General features: G+C 46.7%; 21 protein-coding genes and 2 tRNA genes. 16 read left to right on the top strand and 7 right to left on the bottom strand.

Annotated elements, in window-relative coordinates:
- Positions 1 to 154 precede the first annotated feature (154 nt).
- From QUB68_RS08360 to mutT, 7 genes are all read left to right on the top strand, one after another.
- Positions 155 to 1,000 carry a class I SAM-dependent methyltransferase gene (locus QUB68_RS08360; protein WP_332991217.1) on the top strand — a complete coding sequence of 282 codons (846 nt, stop codon included), beginning with the start codon at positions 155 to 157 and terminating at the stop codon, positions 998 to 1,000.
- A 106-nt stretch (positions 1,001 to 1,106) separates the two neighbouring features.
- On the top strand, positions 1,107 to 2,195 hold the full coding sequence (gene ald / locus QUB68_RS08365) for an alanine dehydrogenase (protein WP_332991219.1): 1,089 nt from the start codon (positions 1,107 to 1,109) through the stop codon (positions 2,193 to 2,195).
- A 318-nt stretch (positions 2,196 to 2,513) separates the two neighbouring features.
- Positions 2,514 to 2,595: transfer RNA gene (locus tag QUB68_RS08370), tRNA-Leu, on the top strand.
- A 74-nt stretch (positions 2,596 to 2,669) separates the two neighbouring features.
- Entirely contained in the window at positions 2,670 to 3,446 is a 777-nt protein-coding gene (locus tag QUB68_RS08375) for a TrmH family RNA methyltransferase (protein ID WP_332991221.1), read from the top strand.
- A gap of 532 nt (positions 3,447 to 3,978) precedes the next feature.
- Positions 3,979 to 4,938: an RNA polymerase sigma factor, RpoD/SigA family gene (locus QUB68_RS08380; RefSeq protein ID WP_332991223.1), complete on the top strand. Its 960-nt coding sequence runs from the start codon at positions 3,979 to 3,981 to the stop codon at positions 4,936 to 4,938.
- Between the two features lie 222 nt (positions 4,939 to 5,160).
- Positions 5,161 to 5,502, top strand: coding sequence for a DUF760 domain-containing protein (locus QUB68_RS08385; RefSeq protein ID WP_194009546.1), 342 nt, complete (start codon positions 5,161 to 5,163; stop codon positions 5,500 to 5,502).
- A 295-nt stretch (positions 5,503 to 5,797) separates the two neighbouring features.
- The gene (gene mutT, locus QUB68_RS08390; RefSeq protein ID WP_332991225.1) at positions 5,798 to 6,202 is read left to right on the top strand and encodes an 8-oxo-dGTP diphosphatase MutT; all 405 of its coding nucleotides are present in this window, start codon (positions 5,798 to 5,800) and stop codon (positions 6,200 to 6,202) included.
- Between the two features lie 120 nt (positions 6,203 to 6,322).
- On the opposite strand, the gene QUB68_RS08395 is transcribed toward mutT, so the two are convergent.
- Positions 6,323 to 7,561 carry a histidine kinase gene (locus QUB68_RS08395; RefSeq protein ID WP_332991226.1) on the bottom strand — a complete coding sequence of 413 codons (1,239 nt, stop codon included), beginning with the start codon at positions 7,559 to 7,561 and terminating at the stop codon, positions 6,323 to 6,325.
- An 88-nt stretch (positions 7,562 to 7,649) separates the two neighbouring features.
- On the opposite strand from QUB68_RS08395, the gene QUB68_RS08400 reads away from it, so the two are divergent.
- Entirely contained in the window at positions 7,650 to 9,338 is a 1,689-nt protein-coding gene (locus QUB68_RS08400; RefSeq protein WP_332991229.1) for a DUF2079 domain-containing protein, read from the top strand.
- On the opposite strand, the gene QUB68_RS08405 is transcribed toward QUB68_RS08400, so the two are convergent.
- Positions 9,295 to 9,453, bottom strand: coding sequence for a hypothetical protein (locus QUB68_RS08405; protein ID WP_332991231.1), 159 nt, complete (start codon positions 9,451 to 9,453; stop codon positions 9,295 to 9,297). The genes QUB68_RS08400 and QUB68_RS08405 overlap by 44 nt on opposite strands.
- A 114-nt stretch (positions 9,454 to 9,567) precedes the next feature.
- Here QUB68_RS08405 and QUB68_RS08410 point away from each other — a divergent pair, with 114 nt between their 5' ends.
- Positions 9,568 to 10,755, top strand: coding sequence for a glycosyltransferase family 4 protein (locus QUB68_RS08410; RefSeq protein ID WP_332991233.1), 1,188 nt, complete (start codon positions 9,568 to 9,570; stop codon positions 10,753 to 10,755).
- A gap of 152 nt (positions 10,756 to 10,907) precedes the next feature.
- On the top strand, positions 10,908 to 12,152 hold the full coding sequence (locus QUB68_RS08415) for an MFS transporter (RefSeq protein WP_332991235.1): 1,245 nt from the start codon (positions 10,908 to 10,910) through the stop codon (positions 12,150 to 12,152).
- Positions 12,153 to 12,480: 328 nt separating this feature from the next.
- On the opposite strand, the gene QUB68_RS08420 is transcribed toward QUB68_RS08415, so the two are convergent.
- Positions 12,481 to 12,554, bottom strand: a tRNA-Arg gene (locus QUB68_RS08420).
- Positions 12,555 to 12,632: 78 nt separating this feature from the next.
- Here QUB68_RS08420 and moaC point away from each other — a divergent pair.
- The 4 genes from moaC to QUB68_RS08440 all read left to right on the top strand — a co-directional run bounded on the left by moaC (position 12,633) and on the right by QUB68_RS08440 (position 15,223).
- Entirely contained in the window at positions 12,633 to 13,154 is a 522-nt protein-coding gene (gene moaC / locus QUB68_RS08425) for a cyclic pyranopterin monophosphate synthase MoaC (protein ID WP_332991237.1), read from the top strand.
- Positions 13,155 to 13,243: 89 nt separating this feature from the next.
- The gene (locus tag QUB68_RS08430; RefSeq protein WP_332991239.1) at positions 13,244 to 13,501 is read left to right on the top strand and encodes a 2TM domain-containing protein; all 258 of its coding nucleotides are present in this window, start codon (positions 13,244 to 13,246) and stop codon (positions 13,499 to 13,501) included.
- Between the two features lie 64 nt (positions 13,502 to 13,565).
- A complete protein-coding gene (locus QUB68_RS08435) occupies positions 13,566 to 13,868 on the top strand; it encodes a DUF3181 family protein (protein ID WP_332991242.1) in 303 nt (100 codons plus the stop codon).
- Positions 13,869 to 14,278: 410 nt separating this feature from the next.
- Positions 14,279 to 15,223, top strand: a complete 945-nt coding sequence (locus tag QUB68_RS08440) for a phytanoyl-CoA dioxygenase family protein (protein WP_332991245.1) — start codon at positions 14,279 to 14,281, stop codon at positions 15,221 to 15,223.
- Between the two features lie 80 nt (positions 15,224 to 15,303).
- On the opposite strand, the gene murJ is transcribed toward QUB68_RS08440, so the two are convergent.
- Positions 15,304 to 16,917: a murein biosynthesis integral membrane protein MurJ gene (gene murJ, locus QUB68_RS08445; protein WP_332991246.1), complete on the bottom strand. Its 1,614-nt coding sequence runs from the start codon at positions 16,915 to 16,917 to the stop codon at positions 15,304 to 15,306.
- Between the two features lie 67 nt (positions 16,918 to 16,984).
- Between murJ and QUB68_RS08450 the strand changes: the two genes are divergently transcribed.
- Together QUB68_RS08450 and sfsA are read left to right on the top strand one after the other, a co-directional pair.
- Positions 16,985 to 18,157, top strand: coding sequence for a DUF3095 domain-containing protein (locus QUB68_RS08450; protein ID WP_332991249.1), 1,173 nt, complete (start codon positions 16,985 to 16,987; stop codon positions 18,155 to 18,157).
- A gap of 81 nt (positions 18,158 to 18,238) precedes the next feature.
- Complete coding sequence (sfsA, locus tag QUB68_RS08455; RefSeq protein ID WP_332991252.1) at positions 18,239 to 18,973, top strand: DNA/RNA nuclease SfsA; 735 nt, start codon at positions 18,239 to 18,241, stop codon at positions 18,971 to 18,973.
- Positions 18,974 to 18,978: 5 nt separating this feature from the next.
- On the opposite strand, the gene QUB68_RS08460 is transcribed toward sfsA, so the two are convergent.
- The 3 genes from QUB68_RS08460 to QUB68_RS08470 form a co-directional block, all read right to left on the bottom strand.
- Positions 18,979 to 19,206, bottom strand: a complete 228-nt coding sequence (locus tag QUB68_RS08460; RefSeq protein ID WP_332991254.1) for a hypothetical protein — start codon at positions 19,204 to 19,206, stop codon at positions 18,979 to 18,981.
- Between the two features lie 280 nt (positions 19,207 to 19,486).
- Positions 19,487 to 20,773, bottom strand: a complete 1,287-nt coding sequence (locus QUB68_RS08465) for a S8 family serine peptidase (protein ID WP_332991256.1) — start codon at positions 20,771 to 20,773, stop codon at positions 19,487 to 19,489.
- 136 nt (positions 20,774 to 20,909) lie between these two features.
- Complete coding sequence (locus tag QUB68_RS08470; protein WP_332991258.1) at positions 20,910 to 21,239, bottom strand: protease inhibitor I42 family protein; 330 nt, start codon at positions 21,237 to 21,239, stop codon at positions 20,910 to 20,912.
- Positions 21,240 to 21,350 lie beyond the last annotated feature (111 nt).

Genomic DNA, 21,350 nt, shown 5'->3' on the forward strand with positions numbered 1-21,350 from the left:
GTTTGTAGTAGGGACTTTAGTTTTTCCTGCTGAGTTGGTAAGAAAGGACTGAAGTCCTTACTACAAACCTGAAAACAAAGGACTGAAGTCCTTACTACGAACCTGTTTTTAAAGATTTTCGCAAGGCTCAAAGTTCACTTATTCTCAGAATAATATGTTTGACTTTATCAGATACAAACAAAATTTTTTAAACGCTACTGAGGGCTGGGATAACGAGAAATGGAGCAATTTTAATGATAATCCCTTCCTGATTTCTTCCCCAATCCTTCAAGATTGTCACGTTAAGAATTGTCGCTTAGTTGAAAGTCGGGCAAAAATGTTGGAATATCTGCCCAAAAATACTGTGGTGGCTGAGGTTGGGACTCAATACGGGCGCTTTGCAGAAAAAATTATTTCTATTGCAAAGCCCCAAAAACTGCACCTCATAGATTATAGTTTTGACTTGTTTAAACAAGAGCTAAGTCAGAAAGAAACAAATATCTTTCAAGACGGGATAGAAAATGGAACTATCGAGCTTCATGAAGGCGATTCTTCGACAATTTTAAGCAGTTTTCCTGACGAGTATTTCGACTGGATATATATCGACGCCGACCACGCCTATGAAGGTGTCTGCAAAGATATTCAGCAAGGTTATACTAAAGTGAAGCCAGACGGGATGATGGTTTTCAACGATTATACGAATTGGTCGGTATGCGAAATCATGCCTTACGGTGTGGCGAAAGCAGTTAATGAGTTTTGTATTGCCAATGACTGGGAAATAGTATTTCTGGCGCTTCAGTTCCTAGGCTATCACGATATTGCGATCAAGAAAAACACTGGGGAAAATGAGGTGCGAATCCAGTTGCAGGAGGCTAAGTCCCAATTGCAGAGTTCGCAAGTTCAGATGCAACAGCTTGAGGTAGAGTTAGAGCAGGCTAAAAGAGCGATCGACTTTATGGAAAACGATCAATTTGGCAAGTTGCGATCGCACTGGATGAAAATCAAACAAATATTCTCCTAGCCCAGCCCGATTGCCAAATCTAAAATCTCCAATGGTATTATCCCGCTAGGACTGATTTTTGCGTTAAATTTCGATCGACATAAGCCTGAGATTTAGAGTATCACGTATGGAAATAGGCGTCCCCAAGGAAATCAAGGATTTAGAGTTTCGAGTCGGGCTCAGTCCCACGAGTGTCCGGGCTTGTTCGGACAAAGGTCACACAGTTTTCGTCGAAACGAATGCTGGTGCTGGGGCCGGTTTCGCGGATGAGGACTACGTTGAAGCAGGGGCTAAGATTGTCTTAAAGGCTTCAGATGTCTGGAAGCGCGAACTAATTGTTAAAGTTAAGGAACCGCTGCCTGCTGAGTATCCGCTGATTCAAAAAGAGCAGTTGCTGTTTACATATTTGCACTTAGCAGCCGATCGCACATTAACCGAGCACTTAATCAACAGCGGAGTCCAGGCCATCGCCTACGAAACCGTCGAACTCCCGGACAGGAAATTGCCCCTCCTAACGCCGATGAGTATTATTGCAGGGCGTTTAGCCGTGCAGTTCGGTGCTCGGTTTCTGGAACGGCAGCAAGGCGGCAGAGGAGTGCTTTTGGGGGGCGTACCGGGGGTAAGACCGGGCAAAGTTGTGATTTTGGGCGGCGGAATCGTCGGCACAGAAGCAGCCCGTATTGCTGTAGGAATGGGCGCTAGGGTGCAGATTTTAGATGTAAATGTCGATCGACTCGCTTATCTAGAAACTCTGTTCGGTTCCAGAGTAGAATACCTCTACAGCAGTCCTTTGCAAATTGAAGCAGTTATCCCCGATGCTGATTTGTTAATCGGTGCGGTTTTGGTATTGGGCAAAAAAGCTCCGGTGCTCGTTTCTCGCGCATTTGTTGCGAAGATGCACCCCGGTTCTGTGATTGTTGACGTAGCCGTTGACCAAGGCGGCTGCGTGGAAACTTTGCGGGTAACTTCTCACACAAATCCTACTTATGTTGAGGAAGGAGTTGTGCATTACGGTGTACCAAATATGCCCGGTGCCGTACCTTGGACTGCGACTCAAGCTTTGAATAACAGCACTTTGCCTTATGTTTTGCAGTTGGCAAATAACGGAATCAAAGCTTTAGAAAATAATCCGAGTTTGGCGAAGGGATTGAACGTGCAGAATCACCGATTGGTGCATCCCGCAGTGCGCGAGGTTTTCCCCGATTTAGCTGATTAAGTCTAAATCCTGTAGGGTGCGTCAGGTCGTAGTTTCTCGATTAATAAACTAACACTTTGCTGACGCACCCTACAAGATTACTAAATTTTGTAGTTATTGAATAGCCTGGTGCGTCGCTGTTAGATTGTCGCTCTTTCTTGAGGATCGAGGGTTAATGGCTGACACATAGGTAGCCGAGGTGAGAACTATCTGCCAAGACAATTTTAACACAATGGGCATGGGGCATTTATATTACTCGCATCCCCGAATTAAAATTTAATTGCAAAAAACACTTGACAGATTCGCGGAGATAGGGGATAGTGGTGATTCGTGACCGATGCGGAACTGGCGGAATTGGTAGACGCGCATGATTCAGGTTCATGTGGTGCAAGCCTTCCGGGTTCAAGTCCCGGGTTCCGCATTCCCAAGGCAGGAAAAAGTTTGGGGTTAACCCGATACAGGCAATTAACCCCATTCCCTCTGCTGAATTAAACAATGATTACAAGTATTCAAAATCCCCTAGTTAAAGAAGTCCGCAGGCTGCACAGCTCGAAGGGACGCAGGGATCAACAATTATTTTTACTCGAAGGGACGCATTTGCTGGAGGAGGCTTGCGCGGCGAAACATTGCCTAGCAACGGTTTGTTGCACTCCCGAATGGCTGGATCAGCACGATCGACTGTGGGAGCAAATTTGTAGTTTAGCCGATCGCACAGAATTAGTCAGTGCAAAAGTGTTAGAGTCGATCGCCACCACAGTTCAACCCGACGGCATTATCGCCACCGCACCGCGCACCGCCACCGCGCCCGCAGAACTATCAACTTTAGGAATAGCCTTAGAAACAATCCAAGATCCCGGCAACTTGGGGGCGATCGTCCGCACGGCTGCGGCTGCTAATGCCGACGGTTTGCTGCTGAGCGCAGATAGCGCCGATTTAGACCATCCAAAGGTGCTGCGCGCCTCGGCAGGAGCTTGGTTTAAGCTGCCAATGGCAGTCACTCCAGATTTAACCGCCGCCGTCTCCGGGTATAAAAATCGGGGGATGCAAATTTTAGCAACCGTCGCCGACGCAAGTTTAACTTATTGGGAAGTAGATTTGCGAGTGCCGACTCTGATCGTTTTGGGCAACGAAGGATCTGGGTTGTCGCCAGAATTGAGAAGTTTAGCCGATCGACAAATCCAAATCCCCCTGGGCCGCGGTGTAGAATCTTTAAATGTGTCGATCGCCGGAGCCCTAATTTTGTACGAAGCTCAACGGCAAAGAAGTCATTAGTCATTAGTCATAGATCGGATTGGTTCGTAGTGTGGAATGCGAGTCCGCTCTTGTTTTGCGGACTCGCATTCCACACTACGAACGGTTTTTGTTATGGTAATCGACCGGACATGATATCAGTCAACTGTCAACTGCCCACTGCCCACTGCCCACTGCCCACTGCCAAATGCCCCTCACCCCATCTCCCCCTCTGAGATTTGCCCGATTTTGTTTACCATGATGCAACGCCAGAAGCTAGTTTGTCGCTACCCTCAAATCAGTGCAGTGCAGACTTGCATGAAATAAATGTGAAGAAGTGTAGTCAACTGCTCTCAGAAATGTTAAAATTCTTAACATAACGTAGCATTGTGCACGCCCAACCAAAACCTAACCTAAGACGGTGCTGACTGGGAGTAGCAGCTAGCTACCATAAAACGAAGCCTTTTAAGTCAGAGGAAAGCGCAAGTCCCCGCCCGCTTTCCTTCCCAGCTAAAGCTAAGGGTTTGCGACATACCAAACCTTTAGAGACACACATCCTCAGCGGGAAAAGCTCATGAAAACTCTTAAGTCCTCAGATACAGATTCTGTTCGCGCTTACTTGCGGGAAATCGGCCGCGTCCCCTTGTTGACCCATGAGCAAGAAATACTCTATGGAAAACAGGTACAGCGCTCAACCGCACTGAATCAAGAGAAAAAGACTCTGCTAGAAGAGTTAGGCCGCGACCCGACGGTGGCTGAATGGGCACAGACAGTCGGGCTGACTGAGCTTGAGTTGCAGCGGACAATCAACCACGGCGAAAGGGCAAAGCGCCAAATGGTGGAAGCTAACCTGCGCCTGGTAGTGTCTGTTGCCAAAAAATATATCAAGCGCAATGTAGATTTACTCGACCTAATTCAGGAAGGCACGATCGGGATGCAGCGGGGAGTAGAAAAATTTGACCCGACTAAGGGCTACAGATTTTCAACTTATGCTTATTGGTGGATTCGTCAGGCAATTACGCGGGCGATCGCCGAAAAAGGCCGCACCATCCGCTTACCGATCCACATCACCGAAAAACTCAACAAAATTAAAAAGGCTCAGCGCCAACTTGCTCAACAGCTAGGCCGCGCGGCTACTGCTGCTGAATTGGCGTCAGAGTTAGATTTGACTCCCAAGCAAATTCGCGAATATCTCGATCGCGCGCGCCTCCCGCTTTCCCTGGACTTGCGCGTGGGAGACAATCAAGATACTGAGTTGGGCGATTTATTGGAAGATACGGGTACTACCCCAGAAGATTTTGCCTTGCAATCTTCTCTGCGGACTGACTTAGACCAACTGATGGCGGAACTGACTCAGCAACAGCGAGATGTGCTGGCCTTGCGGTTCGGTTTAGAAGACGGGCAAACCTTAACTTTGGCAAAAATAGGCGATCGTCTCAACATCAGTCGGGAACGGGTGCGGCAAATAGAACGGGAAGCTTTGACCAAACTCCGCAAGCGCAAGCAAGATATCAACGATTATCTAGCCTGCTAGGTAGATTGGGGATTGTGCGATCGGCAACCAGAACTCGATCGCCATTCCCCAATCTAAAATAGTAAAAACCGCCGCCTTTAATACGGTTGTGCCCACTCGGTTGCTAGGACTGTCCTGCTACATTAGTAATTACTTAGTAATAAACATCAGCAGCGATCGGATAAAGGTTATTTAATTTAACCGCGTCTAACATAACAAGCTGTCTCTGAAACGGAGGTACTCGTGAGCAACTCATCTAATAAATCCCCAGAATTCTTTGAAGAAGACGGAGAAAATGCCAACTTATTATGGCAATACGTGCAGTCAATGGCTCCCGACACTGTTTCTCAGTTGTCTAAGCCGACTTCTCACGAAGTGTTTCAAGTAATGGAGCGAAATATTGTCGGACTTTTGGGGAATTTGCCTTCGGAACACTTCGGGGTGACAGTGACTACCAGTCGCGAACATTTGGGTAGATTGCTCGCCTCGGCTATGATTAGCGGCTATTTTCTCAAAAATGCCGAACAGCGAATGACTTTTGAAAAGTCTATACAAGCTAGTGAGAGACACGGCTCAGAAGATTAGTAGATCCTTAACATTTAAATTGTACAAGTGTCAAGCCCCCTTCGGAAGATGGGGGCTTAATATTTTATATTTTATATTTTAGATTTTAGATTAAATAATTGAATAATTATTGATATATTTCTTAAATATCGTGGGCGATCGAAAGACCGAACTCGATCGGGTTTGTAGTGCGGACTTCAGTCCGCTCCATTTTGCGGACTGAAGTCCGCACTACGAACCATTTTGTTGTGGTAATCGACCGGATATAATATGACTAATGACCAATGACCGACGACTAATTCCCTATTAATATAATATGTCTCTTTCTCCTGTGGCCCACAAAGTTATCGGCGTTGCTGCGATCTGGAACGATCGACAACAAATTTTGATTGACAAGCGCCGACAACACGGACTGCACGGCGGTTTCTGGGAGTTTCCGGGGGGTAAAATAGAGCCTGGGGAAACCGTCGAAGCTTGCATACAACGGGAAATTATGGAAGAGTTGGGGATTGTCGTCGAAGTGGGCGATCGCCTGATTACAATTGACCACGACTACACTAAATTTACAGTCAGGCTCTACGTCCACCACTGCCGCCACGTCAGCGGGGAACCGCAAACGATCGAATGCGATGAAATTCGCTGGGTGACACTCGACGAAATTGACCAATTTACTTTTCCCAAGGCAAACGAACAGATTATTGCTGCACTGCGCTCAAGTTGAACTTTCAGATCAAATTCGCTTGCTACTGACAACCATCAACTGTCAACTGCCAACCATCAACTGCCAACTGTCAACTGTCAACTGCTAACCATCAACTGCCAACTGACTGTCAACTGACAACTATTTTTGGACGGGCAGAGTAAAGTGAAAACAACTGCCGCGATCGGGTACAGAGTCTACCCAAATTTGACCGTAGTGGGCGCGGATGATGCCTTGACACAGAGACAGTCCAATGCCGTAACCGTCTGTTGATTTATCTCGCTGCAAGCGAAAGCTGTCTTCAAAAATGCTCGTGCAATCTTCTTCAGGAATTCCCGGGCCGCTGTTGCAAATGCTGACTTGAACTTTGTAAGCGGTGCGGTGAAGAATTGAAAGATTAACAGTTCCTTGCTCTGGCGTGTACTTGCTGGCGTTGTCAAGCAGGTTGACTATGACTTGTTTGATGCGATCGGGATCGGCATAAACCAAAGGCAAATCTGCGGGAATGTCTGTTTCTAAGTCCAGACTTTTCGCCTGAAACTTGTCTTGAAATTGCAAAATTACCTCTTGACAAATCGCCCCCACTTCGATTTTTTTTGGTTCAATGTGGAGTTGAGCGTTTGTACCCCGGGCTGCTTCCAGAATATCTGTAATCATGCGATCGACAATTCGGATTTGGCGGCGGGCTTGTTTCATCAAATGAGCCGCCAGAGTCGGTGTCAAACGCGACTTTTGGCCTTCTTTCACCTTCTGATTTGACTCCAAAGTCTCCAAAGCCAAAGATGCGGCCGTCAAGGGATTGCGCAAGTCGTGAGCTAGCATCGCAATAATCCGGTCTTTCAACTGCAACTGCTCTTGCAGGTGCTCTTTTTCCTGTTTGAGCCGAAAAACTTCATCCGCAAGCTGCACGAGCTCAGTAGCGCAAGCAACCGAATAGATGGGTTTTGGGTCGGCATTCTTGGCAGCCAGAGCCGAAACCGACTGCTGCTGAGCTGCGTATTCTTCTACAGAACGCTGCCAGCGAGGCCACCAGTGTTCGAGTTGGGCGATCAAATTGCTGCCGACGAGAGTTTGCCTGGGCTCGGGATGAATTTTGAGCAGCGAGGGAGTGGCTACAAGTTTAAAGTGTTCGGCTAAATCCGGTTGTTCTCCTACATCGATGACTTGAAGCTCAAAGTCGCACTCTGCCTTCAAATCCTTTAGGTACTTGCGGATGTGTCTGGTCTGTTCCCTGGAAGAGGGACGCTTGTCTACGAACAGCAAAAGCTGTAAAAGCGGTGCGGAAGATGCCGCCTGTTCGGGAGAACAGTCGGTGTCGCCGGTGCCGGATGTCGGATGGACGCTGTTGAGCTTTTCGATCGGGTGAAAATAATTGACCATTGCCGAGCCGAGTTATTTCACTTCTACTTTAATTTAATACTTCCTTTAGATTTATGCTATTGTCCGATAATTTCGTTACGGCGGGCCAATGACATTTTTGAGATGGAAGAAAAATGAGTCGCTACAGGTGGTGGTTCAAGTGGCGATCACCTTTTTTGTGCTATGCCTATTGCTGACGCTGCACCGCTACTACAGCTTTTACGCTACATACGACCAAGGCATTTTCAATCAACTTTTTTGGAACGGCACTCGTGGTCACTTGTTTGAGAGTTCCCTCTCTTCGGCTTTGTCCACCAATGTCGTTCATCACCACGAACTCCCGGAAGTATCTTATCACCGGCTGGGGCAGCACTTCACCCCGGCGCTCATGCTGTGGCTGCCAATTTACTCGCTGTTTCCCTCGCCTGTCACTCTGACTGTGTTACAGGTAACTTTGATTACGGCGGCGGGAGGAGTGCTCTATGCTCTCGCCAGACACTATCTGGAACCACGGTTGTCAGCGACAATTGTGGTGAGCTATTACGCAGCTAACGCGGTCATCGGCCCGACTTTGGGCAATTTTCACGATGTTTGTCAAATTCCGCTTTATGTTTTTACCTTGCTGCTGGCGATGGAGAAGCGCTGGTGGCCGCTGTTTGGGATTCTGGCAACTTTAATTTTGGCTGTGCGAGAAGATGGGGGAGTTGTTTTATTTGGCGTGGGAGTTTATCTAATTTTGAGCCGGCGCTATCCTTTAACTGGCTTGGCTGTCTGCATTCTCAGTTTTGGTTACATGATCGTCCTGACTAATCTGATTATGCCTTTGTTTTCTGCTGATATCTCCCAGCGGTTTATGATGGAACGCTTCGGCCAATATGCCGATGGGGATGAAGCTTCGACTCTGGAAATTCTTTGGGGAATGGTTAGCAATCCTGGGCGTTTGGTAGGTGAACTATTTACGCCGTTTTTTGGTAAGATTAAATACCTACTGGGTCAGTGGTTGCCATTAGCTTTGGTTCCTGCGGTAGCGCCTGCGTCTTGGATGATTGCGGGATTTCCGCTGCTGAAGCTATTTTCAGCGAAAGGAGAGTCGGTGTTGGCGATTAATATTCGCTATGCGATGACTGTGGTTCCTGGGCTGTTTTATGGAGCGATCCTGTGGTGGGCCGGGCGCCAAAAGGAAGAGGATAAAATTAGGAGGGGAGAACAAACAATCTTGCGTTTTCCGAATGCCGTGTTGCCTTTCCCTTCGTCTTCAAAGTTTCGCCGCTTTTGGGGGTTTTGCATCTGCTTGTCGCTATTTTTTACCTTCACATCTAACCCAAATCGGACTTTTTCGTTTATTTTACCGGATGCGATCGATCCTTGGGTGCAGGTTCCTTTGATCAGACAGTGGCAGCATGTGTCTCAAGTGCGGCCGCTGTTGGCTGAAATTCCTGCTGATGCTAGCGTGGCTGCAACGAATACTATTGTGCCGATTTTGTCAAGCCGCCGGGAAATTCTGAGGTTTCCGATGTTGGAACTGCGGAATGATGCGAAAAAAGCAGTGAAGATGGAATATGTAATTGCCGATATGTGGCAGTTGCAGCAGTATCAGGCTGCGTTTAGCCGGGAACGGGGACAGTTGCAGGAAATCGTCCCGACGATCGATCGACTATCGAAATCGGGCGAGTATGGCATTGTTGGCTTTGAAGACGGCGCGATTTTGATGCGTAAGGGTGCTGTGTCAGACTCTGCATCGGTGGCTGCTTGGGCTAGTTTTCGGCGTGAATTGGAGCCGATTTTGAAGCAAGGGTAGCGGTGCGCGATCGCCCGAAACTGACGGTGTAGCCCAAATATTTTAGTTTCGGGCGATCGAGCAATTCCTGCAAAAACCCGGTTTCTGCATAATTTTCCGTCCTGGTTGCTGCCAAAAGTCAGCCCTCGGGAATAAATTTGCGATCAATCTACATTTTAGGCTGGTTATTATACAATAAAGTAGTCAACACTAAACATTAAGATATATAAATTATTAGGAGGGGAGAAAAATGAAAATTTTGGTATTGGCGTGGGAGTTTCCTCCCAGAATAGTAGGCGGTATCGCCCGCCACGTATCGGAACTGTATCCAGAATTAGTGAAGCTGGGCCACTCGATTCATTTAATTACAGTAGAGTTCGGCCACGCGCCGATGTACGAAGTGGTGGAAGGAATACACGTGCATCGGGTAGTAGTGGCGCACGCAAGGGACTTTTTTCACTGGGTGGCGAACCTCAATCAAAGCATGGGCCACCAAGGCGGCAAACTGATACTGGAAGAAGGCCCCTTTGATATCATCCACGCTCACGATTGGTTAGTAGGAGATGCGGCGATCGCCCTCAAGCATACCTTTAAAGTGCCGCTAATTGCCACCATCCACGCCACCGAATACGGGCGCTTCAACGGCATCCACAATGACGGGCAGCGCTACATTAACGCCAAGGAAAACGACCTCGCTTACAACGCTTGGCGGGTAATTGTTTGCAGCGATTATATGCGGCGGGAAGCCGAACGGGTACTATCGACTCCCTGGAACAAAATAGAGGTAATTTACAACGGAATCAGGTCGGAAAAAAAGCCCCGCAGGAACGAATTTGATGCGATGGGTTTCCGCCGCCAGTTTGCAGCAGACGACGAAAAAATAGTTTATTATGTAGGCAGAATTAGCTATGAAAAAGGCATTGCTGTATTTCTGAATGCTGCACCTAAAGTTATTTGGGAAATGGGGGGGAAAGCCAAAATAGTAATTGTTGGTGGCGGCAATACAGATCATCTCAAACTTTTGGCTTGGAATTTAGGAATTTGGCATAAGTGTTATTTTACGGGCTTCATGTTTGAGGAACATCTCGATAAATTCCAGACTGTAGCTGATTGCGCGGTTTTCCCCAGTCTTTATGAACCTTTTGGGATTGTGGCGTTAGAAAGCTTTGCTGCAAGAGTACCTGTGGTGGTGTCGAATGCGGGCGGCTTGCCGGAGGTGGTGCAGCATACTAAAACTGGCGTTGTTACTGAGGCAAACAATCGGGATTCTTTGGCTTGGGGAATTTTGGAGGTGCTGAAAAATCCGGGTTACGGGCGGTGGTTGGTTGACAATGCTTATGAGGATTTGGAACGCCGATTTAGTTGGCAGAAGTTGGCGATGGAAACTGAGTGGGTTTATCACCGGGTGGTGGAGGAAAGGGCCGAGGTTGATTGGTGAGACTGACAGTTGGCAGTTGGCAGTTGGCAGTTGACAGTTGGCAGTTGACAGTTGACAGTTGACAGATATGGCAATTCTCAAGTTAGTGAATTGGTAATTGGTAATTGGTGATTGGTGATTGGTAATCAGAAAATTTAAAGGGAATTTGCATCTTGAATATTTTTAGCGACATCGAACCCCAACCCAAACGCAGCTTGGTGACTTTATTTACCGCAGGCCTGCTATTCTGGTCGAGTTTGGCTTCGCTGCTGCCAACTTTGCCTCTGTACGTTCAATCTGTGGGCGGTACAAAGCAGCAAATTGGCTTTGTGATGGGTGCATTTGCGATCGGGCTTTTGCTATCGAGGCCGCAGTTGGGTAAAATAGCCGATCGCACGGGGCGAAAACAAGTTTTGCTGCTAGGAGTGTCAGTTGCTGCGATCGCCCCTATAGGCTACCTGTTCGCTCAATCTGTCCCCTTACTGTTATTTCTCCGCGCTTTTCACGGCATTAGCATCGCTGCTTTTACCACAGCTTACAGCGCTTTGGTGACAGATTTGTCGCCACCCTCCAAGCGGGGCGAATTAATCGGTTATATGAGTTTGGTGGCCCCTATCGGTTTGGCATTTGGCCCGGCTATGGGCGGATTTATGCAAGCTGGGTTTGGTTATCCTGCTTTGTTTGCGATGTCGGCGGCTTTGGCTGCAATGGCTGTGTTTTTTACCAGCAAAATTGCGGAACCGAATTTTGCCGAGTTAACAAAATCTGATTCGCTATCTGAGGCGAAAAACAACCAAAAATACTGGCAAATGCTGTGGAATCCCCGGGTGCGGATTCCGGCTTTGGTGTTATTGCTGGTTGGTTTGGTATTCGGAACTTTGAGCACTTTTATGCCTTTGTTTCTCCAAGAAACTAAGGTTAATTTGAATCCGGGATTATTTTATTCTACGGCGGCTGTGGCTAGTTTCAGTTTGCGGTTGTTGACGGGACGGGCTTCGGACAAATACGGCCGCGGCTTGTTTATTTCTGGCGGTCTAATTTGTTACGCCTTGTCGATGTTATTGTTGTATTTTGCTAACAGCAGCGGTGCTTTTTTAATCGCTGCTTTGTTTGAAGGTACGGGCGGCGGTACTGTTTTACCGATGATGGTGACGCTGATGTCGGACAGGTGCGAACCTCAAGAAAGGGGCAGATTGTTTTCGCTTTGTATTGGTGGATTTGATTTGGGTATTGCGATTGCTGGCCCGACTTTAGGTTTTGTTGCGGAACTTGTCGGCTACAGAAATATGTTTGGTTTGGCGGCTGGACTCGCTGGCTTGGCTTTGCTGATTTTTGTTACTCGCTCTAGCAAGGATTTGTCTTATTCGATGAAATTTGCGATCGGGCGAGGCAAAGATGTTTATGCTTTGAATAAGTGACGATAAGCTGCTTGTAGTAAGTACCTGGGTACAAATAAACATTACATGGGGAGTAGTAAGTACCTGGGTACAAATAAACATTACATGGGGAGGGCGGGTTTTGTAACGATCAACTCGCTTATATCGTATATCGTGTGCTAAACCCGCCCCTACAAGATATTATTGTTTTTTTGTGCTTACTTACCTACTTAAGGACTAAAGTCCTTAGTAACTGAAACTACAAAAGAGGACTGAAGTTCTCACTACGAACCTGTATAATCTTTGATCCCTGAATTAAATTAATTTCTTAATTCAAAACTCAGGGATCAAAAATTATATTTTATTTTAATGGGCTTGGAGGGATTCGAACCCCCGACCTCATGGTTCGTAGCCATGCACTCTATCCAACTAAGCTACAAGCCCCTGTCAAGTCCAGATTTAATCTAAAATTGATTAACTTCTTTTCTCACAGAAACTAACAGTAACACCATTTTCAAAATAATGCAAGACCTTTCGCAAACTTTTTCTAAATTGCCCGATCGCGCGCAGCTAACTCACCTCGACAACACCGGGGAAGCCCAAATGGTAGACGTTTCGGCGAAAGTGGCAACTGTACGGCAAGCTGTGGCTGCGGCGCGGGTGCGGATGCTACCGGAGACGTTTGCTGCGATTGAAGCGGGGAATGCGCCGAAAGGGGATGTGTTGGGCACTGCAAGGCTGGCTGGAATTATGGCGGCGAAGCAGACGGCTAATTTGATTCCTCTGTGTCACCCTCTGCCCATCAGCAGCGTGGAGGTGCAGGTGATACCGGATTCTGAGTTGCCGGGGTATCAAATTCGGGCGACGGTGAAGATTAAGGCGGAAACTGGGGTGGAAATGGAGGCGCTGACGGCGGTTTCGGTGGCGGCGCTGACTCTGTACGATATGGCGAAGGCTTTGGAAAAGTCGATCGCCATTGAATCGATTCGTCTGGTAAGCAAAAGCGGCGGCAAGTCAGGGGACTATCAAAATTTAGAGGAATAAATTTCCTGTCTAGAGAGGGATGCAGAATTCAAAAAGCTGCGCTTAAGATTAAAATAGGCAGAGAACTACCTAACATAAAGTGAGAAACTATGCCTCCTCGTTGGCCCCGCAAACCCGATCGCAACGATCCAGAGTACCGCCGCTTAGATGACCGCATGAATTTTGCGATCCACGTCGGTCTTTTTTCTGCTACTAATTCTGGTTTGTGGTTTGTTGACAATTTGCAAAAGGCTGATTGGCCTTGGGCGGTTACAGTAACGGGTGTATGGGCTCTAGTAGTTTTGGCCCACGCGATTTTCATTTTTGCGATCGCCGATTATTCGCCCCTCACCAAAGATTCTGGCTGAAGGTGATTGTCGGCGATTTGTTAACTCTTTTGATTGATAACAAATAACTTTCTGCTTTTTTTATATGGCTAATACTACGCTGGCGATCGAATCCTTAGCCGCCCAAATCGGCGAAAATGTCTACATTGACATTGCCAAGTGGCATTTGTATCTCCGTGATGCCCACCTGCATACCGTTGTTGCCGAACAACTTTACCCGATGTTGGAAGATGGAAATTTAGATGATGACAGAGTTGCAGGAGTTTTGCAAGGAATTTCAGTTAAGTTGGGCGGCGGTAAGCGGGAAGTGCCGCTAGCAGATTTGATTCCGATGCAGTCTCAAGTTCATTTGATGGATGTGCTTGAGGAATTTCAGCGGAAGATGTAAAGTAAAGCGCGGGTTGGGAAACACAAATAAGGCGGGCATTGCCCGCTTTATTTGTGTTTGCGGCCGAATATAAAGAGTTATAAGCCTATAGGATTTGAAAGGATTTGCGGGCGTAAGTAGTGACATTATTAAAATCAAAGCAACACATCGCTTGCAGCTTGCATTAGCGATCGATCGCAGCAAACAACAATCAGTCAATGTAGTCGGTTCAGCCGAATTTAAATTGACAGAGCTATCAAGAGCAACAATCATTAAAAGATGAAATATTTCTTTACAAACCTAAGTAAGTATGAGATAATATTACTGCATACAAAGTCTTTGTTTGCTCAATATTTTTTGCCAACAAAGACAAATTAAACATCAAAGGTGCAAGCTACAAGAACAGATTTTGTACAAAAATACCGCAAATTATGAACACAACCGTGATTCAAAAATCGGAAAATATCTGGTACAAGCTTGCCAATTATTTCCTCAGAAACTATCAATGTCTGATTGAAGACCCCCGACTGTTTTTGATGCGAAAGTGCGCTCGTTTCGAGATTGTACGCGACTGGGCAACGATGTTGTTGAAGCGTCCAACTCAATCTCGCGAAATCAGTCAAGAAAACGCTTCAGTTTTGGGAAAATTGGATGTAGATGCGATCGCAGCAACGATCGAAACTGACAGTTGCTATCAAGGTCTTCAGCTACCGTCCTATGCTGTTCAAGAACTTTTGAACTTTGCGAATTCTACCGTTGGCTACATTAACAGAGAGGCCAAGCGTCCCTTCCGTTACAAAGGGACAGAACAAGTCGGTGCGGACTTACCTGAAAATGCCCGTGTTTGCAGCTATATGAGCAACGGACAACTGTCTTCAACCATGAAAAAACTCGAAAAAGACCCGGGAATACTGGCTATTGCAGCTAAATTTCTAGGTGCCCAACCAGTACACATGGGAAGCGAAATATCGTGGAGTTTCCCAGTTCCAGCAGAAAACCACGTCCAGCAACGCGAGGCCGCACAAGTATTTCACTACGATTTAGACGACTATCGGTTCATTAAGTTTTTTTTCTACCTTACCGATGTCGATATGTCCAGCGGGCCGCACGCTTACATTCGCGGAACTCACAAAGGCAAAAAGTTGCTGCACCAACTTATAGGTACGCGCTGTGCAGACATCAACGACGAAAAGATTGTTGAATTTTACGGCGATCGAAATGTAGTGAATGTCTGCGGAAAAGCTGGTTTTGGCTTTGTAGAAGATCCCCTTTGCTTTCACAGGGGAACGCAGCCAACCCAGAAACCGCGCTTGATGGTGCAAATAGAGTATGCCATTAATGACTACGGCAACATTCACGAGGCGTTAGGTTACTAGCAAATCAACCTCGCAAATCCCTAAGTCTTGTCTGTCTATCGAGACTTATCACATCAAATTCCGGTTCAAGCTTGGACGATTTATTTTCCAAAACGCCCGCGAATGCGATCGACAAACATATCAACTTCCGGCAACTTCATCTGACTGACAAACAGGGCAAAAACTCCCAACCCTGCGAAACTTGCCAGACTCAACTGCACTAATTGAATTACCAAACCTTCAGTACCCAAAACTCTTTGACAGCCTTGCAAAGTAGCCAAGGACACGAAAGCAGTTAGAGAACTTCCACAAGCTAACCCCAGAAAAGGCAAACTCCATTCCCCCCAAGGCAAGCCACCCAGCTTTTTATCTAATAAGTACAAAAGCATAACCATCGAAACAAGATTCACTCCCACCGTCGCCAGAACTAAACCGGGCGCGCCGAAAGCTCCTACTAACAAATAATCCAGCAGTCCGTTCAAAAAGATATTGACAATACTGATGCGAAAAGGCGTTTCTCCATCTCCCAAAGCGTAAAATACCCGTACCAAAACGTCGCGGCCTAAATACACAAACATTCCAATACCGTAAGCCATCAAGAGCGGCGTGACAAATTGCGAGGCTGACTGATTAAAAGCATAGCGTTCGTAAACAATGCGGACGATCGGCCCGGCAAGTGTTACCATTAAAGCACTTAGCGGTAGCATCGTAATCCCGGTCAAAATTAAAGCTTGACGAATTTTATCTTTTAATTCCGGCCAGTCTTTGGGTTCGGCAAGGCGAGAAAAAATTGGCAAAAATGGTACTAAAATCACATTAGAAACAATCCCTAAAGGAGTCATTACCAACAAGCCGCTGTAGCCCATAGCAGATGCAGCTTGAGGGATGTACGATGCGAAAAATAGGTCAGTATAGACATTAATTTGCAGCATTCCCGATGACAAGGTAGCAGGAACCATCACCTTAACTACTTCTTGTACTCCGGGGCGTTTAAAATTAAACCGCAAACGCAATTTTCCCAAGCCCGCCCGCCACTGCGCCACCAGTTGCACCAACCACTGCAAAACTGCTCCCGCTAAAGTTCCCCAAGCTAACACTAAGCCGCCGATTAGTGCGTATTCTGGCTGAGTTATTTTGTCTCCGAGTTGCAGGGCGAGAATTCCCAAACCGCCGACAAGTGCAACGCTGGAAAATAAAGGACTAATCGAAGGCAACCAGTACATATCGGCGGCGTTGAGAGTGCCGAAACCAATGCCGATTAAGCCTGAAAGTAAGGCCATCGGTGCCATAATCCGAAATTGCTGCACGGCAATTGCTTTGATTTCTAAACCTTCTGCTGTTCTATTTAATCCCGGTGCTACCAAATCGATCGCCGGATCTGCAAAAATAATTAAAGCGACTGTTACCAACAGCAATATGCCACCGACTAAGGTGGTGATAGTCTCGACTAAGGGTGCTGCTTCTTTTTTGTCGCGGCGGGATAAAACGCTGACTATGGAGCTGTGAAACGGGCCGTTAATGCCTCCGAGCAAAATAAATAAGAAACCGGGGATGACGTAGGCGTAGTTGTAGGCATCGACGGCGACACCGACTCCAAAGGCTGCGGCGATCACAATTTGGCGCACCAATCCAAAGACTTTGCTAATCAGAGTGGCGACTGCGACAATGCCGGCAATCCCCGCTAGGGAACGAGAGGGCTTCTGGGTTTCAGACACAAATAGTTACAAACGCAAGTGCTAACAGGCTTCACTAAGTTTAATAGCAAATCGGGAAAATGATAACATGAATTCAGAAAATTTCTATTCCCAATTACCTTTGCTGGACAATTTTCTCAAGATTACCGATCTCGGTAATTTTTGTGACGTACCTGATGATTGGTACATTGTTGTCACAGATATTCGCGGTTCTACAAAAGCGATTGAAGCTGGAAAATACAAAGAAGTTAACTTATTGGGGGCTTGTTCGATCGTTGCTGTTTTGAATGTAGCAGGCCCAACTGAGATTCCGTTTGTGTTTGGCGGCGACGGCGCTTCTCTGTTAATTGGGCCATCGCTTTTACCCGCTGCTAAGATTGCTTTGCTGGCCACTCAACAACTGGCTAAGACTGAATTTGACATGGATTTGCGAGTTGGGGTTGTGCCTGTTAAAGTTGTGGTAGCCGCTAATTATTCGGTAAAAATAGCTAAGTTTAAAGTTTCGGAGAATTACAGCCAAGCTGTTTTTATCGGCGGCGGCTTAACCCGTGCTACTGAACTTATTAAAGATCCGGCGGCTGGTAATATTTACAGTATTAAAAATAATGGCATTTCTGCAACAGCCGATTTTTCGGGATTGGAGTGCCGATGGCAGGATATTCCCAGCACGTATGGGGAAATAGTAACGCTGCTGGTAATGGTGCGATCGGATTTTGGTCAACAGAGTCATCAATTTTATAGAAATATTTTAAAAAAAATCCAATACATTTACGGCAAGGAAGATTGTTTAAATCCTATCGCTCGTAAAAATCTTAAATTGACATTGAATAGCGCAAAGCTGATTAAAGAAACTCTAGTTAGGGCGAGCAATGCTAGTTGGTTAGACCGCCAGCTATATTTATCAAAAATACAGTTAGAGACGGGGCTTGGTTCGCTGCTAATGAATTTGAAGGTTAAGACAGAAGAGTTAGATTGGGGAGTTTATAAAGATATGGCGATCGCAGCTACGGATTACCGCAAATTTGATGATATGTTGAGAATGGTAATTTCTGGCAATGAGTGGCGGCGAAAAAAATTGACGGGGTACTTGGAAAGGAATTACCGAGAAGGCAAGCTGGTTTACGGTTTGCACGTTTCGGACAGGGCGTTGATGACTTGTTTGGTGTTTGAACGCGGCGGCCAACAAGTGCATTTTATAGACGGTGCTGATGGAGGTTATACTTTAGCTGCAAAGGATATGAAACAAAGAATGAATGAATAAGTAAGCCTAGCTAAACTACCAACCGTCGTTTCATGCTATGATGCCTCAATCTAAAGTCTAAAAGTTAAAATCTAAAATCGAATGACTGACTTACTTTACAAATATCCCCCTCTTTTAGCCGGCATTTTAATCAAGCGGTACAAGCGATTTTTTGCAGAAATCGAACTAGATTCGGGAGAAATTATCACGGCACATTGTCCGAATACTGGCCCAATGATCGGTGTTTATCTTCCCGGTAATCCAGTGTTCGTATCTCGCAGCGACAATCCTAAACGCAAGTTAGCTTATACTTGGGAATTAATTAAAGTTTGCGACACTGTGCCAACTTGGGTGGGAGTTAATACGGGTCTGCCAAATCGAGTAATTAAGCTAGCTTTGGAATTGCGATTATTTCCAGAGTTGGGCAATTACAGTTTGATTAAGCCGGAAGTTGTTTATGGGAAAGATCAAAAAAGTAGAGTTGATTTCTGGCTGACTGGTGAGGAAAAACCTATTTTTCTGGAAGTTAAAAATACAACTTGGGTCAAAGATACATTAGCTCTATTTCCTGATACAGTGACGGAGAGAGGACAGAAACATTTGAGAGAATTGATCGAGGTGGTGCGGCAGGGTTCGAGGGCTGTAATGCTGTATTTTATTAATCGCGGGGATTGTACTGATTTTGCTCCGGGGGATAGTGCCGATCGCCTTTACGGAGAATTGTTCAGACAGGCCATCAGTGAAGGTGTAGAGGTTTTGCCTTGCCGGTTTGACGTAACTCCCGAAGGTGTGCGGTATTTAGGGTTAGCAAAAATGGATTTACCAACCCCTAAATGATTGGTTTAAATTGCCTTCATTTCTGCATCAAGCTCGACACTAGCAACGCCCGTTACACTCTTTAGTCCTTCTAGTTTCGACTGAGAAACTTCTCCAGTAATGATGCCAGTCACAGGTAGCACCCCATCGACTTTCATTCCCGCCGACTCTAAGGCAGTGACAACAGATTGAATTACCGATAAGTGTTGGTCGTCAACAGTCACTATGATGCGCTCTACTTGTTCATCAGACATATTCAGCCTCCTTTGGGCTAAATCCATTGAGCTATTGTCCCTACTGTATCGTTCAATGAGAGTGAATTGTGTTTGTAGAAGGAGGTTTGCGATCGCACTTTCACCACCTTCTACCCACAGGAACTTCTGCCGTTGCGATCGCTCGCAACGGTGATTACGCATTTGAACTTTGAAATCTTGATCCCCCCTAGCCCCCCTTAAAAAGGGGGGAACTAGAAAGTCCCCCTTTTTAAGGGGGATTTAGGGGGATCTCTACCGTTGCGATCGCTCGCAACGGTGATTACGGAGCTTGCAGCAACCCACTTCCAACACGATTATTTGGTAATGGTAGCGCCATAGCATGGGAAGTTAGCAATTGCCAAAGTTGAGAACCTCGTTTACCAGTCGATTGGGCATACAGGGCAGCGAGCCCCGCTATGTGAGGTGTCGCCATGCTAGTGCCATTGAAGGCAGCATAACGCCCTTTATTCATAGGCACTGATGAGTATACTTTCACTCCTGGAGCGGCGATATCAACTTTAGCGCCTGGATATCCGCCAGATTTACACGAGAAGTCAGCCACTTGGAGACAGCTATCGAGAGCTGCAACAGCCATAATCGACGGGCTATTGGCTGGTTGGCCGACAGTACCGGGAGCAGCCGTTTTTCGGTGGTTACCTGCGGCGGCCACGATCAGACACCGATTTTGGAGTGCCCGACGGCCGACAGTTTCGTAGGCAGGAGACGGTTTTGGATCGGTGTTTCCGAGGGACATGGAGATGACTTGACACCCGTTGGCGATCGCCCATTCCATCCCCGCGAGAATCCAGCCACTACTGCCACTACCAGCATTGCTCAACACTTTACCCACATAAATGGTCGATTCGTAAGCAATCCCGTACCTGCGGCCGTTGATATCCTTGAATCCGCACGCTGTTCCAATGCAGTGCGTGCCATGACTGTGCCCATCTTGTACCTCCTCCCCAGGCACGAAGGACTGCGATACGATCGATCGGCCTGCGAAATCCGGATGCAATAAATCCATGCCCGTATCCAGCACGGCAACTTTCATTCCTTTACCAGTCAACTGAGAGTCGATCGCCTTCGTTGCCTTCAGACCCCAAGTAGACGCGATATCATCAGCAAAACATTTTTGAGGATCGAATCCTGCTGCCTCTGGATTAGTCCCTTTCTTGTACAGGTGATTCACCGCATCGCGATAGCCCTCCAGGTACTCAGCCGACAACCCATCGTCAATGGCATAGAAAATGCGCTCTGGTTCGATCGCCAAAATAGCAGAATCCTCTGCAGCTGAGGTCATGATGTTGCTGAGTGCCCCTTCCTCTAAGGAGACGACGGCCACCCCGAGAGTGGGAAAGACTGCTCCCTCTGTGGCTTCGAGTTGGCTCAAGTCTAGAGCCGACTCCGGGAAATCGGCAGCGTTTGCCAGCCCCCTGATGCCAGCTCGATCGCTCAGAATATCTAATCCTTCTGTCACTGCATCTTCGCGGAAAGTAATAATGTAACGCCCTGTCGTTTCATCTGCTCGGGCATTTTCTGGAATGGGAAAACTAGGTTGTTCAGACATAAAATACCTCTTATTCACTGTTAAATGATTGAAACCGCTGTGCAAATTCCTGAGATTCTTGCACTCTCAATTCCCAATGTGGATTTTGCCTGCCACTAAAATACTAGCGGGTAGTTCAAAGTCTTTGGCAAGATCGTCAGAGTTCGGAGACTTGAACAGTGACTTGAAATTGCTCAATGGTTGATTCCTCACCAACCCAATCACGCAAGTTTTTTAGTTGTAATTTTACTTGACCGGGATTGTTTGCTTCAAAGGTGAACACGCGCTGCCCGCCACCACCTATCCCTGTATTACTAGGCAGATTAATGTCGTCACTTTTGAATTGTAAAACTTCTGTATCTAAGGCGGGCAGAGACCAGCGGTAGCCTGTTGTTGAATTTTCGTCTAAACGAAGTATGAGTGTCTGTCCGCGCTTGAGGGTTAAAACTGTGCCACTATCGGCTTGAGATAAAGTTACTTCAGACATAGATTGTGATGTATGGGGTGATTGAGGCTGCTGTATAGACTGCTGTTTCGGCTGTGCGGCAGATTGTGCAAGAGATGTTATGCGAGTATTTGGAGCAATGCTAGGAGACTG

Origin of the sequence: Microcoleus sp. A006_D1 (assembly GCF_036702805.1) — a bacterium.
Classification (GTDB): Bacteria; Cyanobacteriota; Cyanobacteriia; order Cyanobacteriales; family Microcoleaceae; genus Microcoleus.